At 65.3% G+C, this 490-nt stretch carries 1 protein-coding gene; it reads right to left on the bottom strand.

The genetic code is table 11. From position 1 onward, the window contains the following. A partial coding sequence (istB, locus tag AACY45_RS28125; protein ID WP_339548739.1) for an IS21-like element helper ATPase IstB occupies positions 1-490 on the bottom strand: 490 nt, incomplete at both ends.

Here is a 490-nt window from a genome sequence, read left to right as displayed (position 1 = left end):
CCGACCGGAGGGCCGTCACCGGCGGTCGGCGTTTTGATGAGACCGCTCTTGCGCTTGGCTCGGAGCCGGTAGCTGTCGCCGCGGATCGTCAGCACGTGGCTGTGGTGCAAGAGCCGGTCGAGGATCGCGGTGGCGACCACGGGATCGGCGAACACGGTGCCCCATTCGGCAACACTGCGGTTCGAGGTGATCAGCATGGCGCCAGTTTCATAGCGCCGACTGACCAGTTGGAAGAACAGATGCGCCGCGTCAGGTTCCAGCGGCAGGTAGCCGAGCTCGTCGACGATCAGCAGCTTTGGCTTCGACAGCGCGAGCAGTTTCTCATCCAGACGCCGTTCGCCATGCGCCTTGGCAAGGCCTGCGACCAGTGTCGTCGCCGTGGTGAACTGCACCGTGTACCCGGCCAGGATCGCCTCTCGCCCCAGCGCGATCGACAAGTGCGTCTTGCCGACTCCGGGCGGCCCGAGCAACAGCACGTTCTCTCCGTTAG

It is taken from the genome of Pseudomonas sp. RA_35y_Pfl2_P32, from assembly GCF_963970735.1.
Taxonomy (GTDB): Bacteria; Pseudomonadota; Gammaproteobacteria; order Pseudomonadales; family Pseudomonadaceae; genus Aquipseudomonas.
The sequence above is the reverse complement of the archived record's forward strand: the minus strand, read 5'-3'. Positions and strand labels throughout refer to the sequence as shown.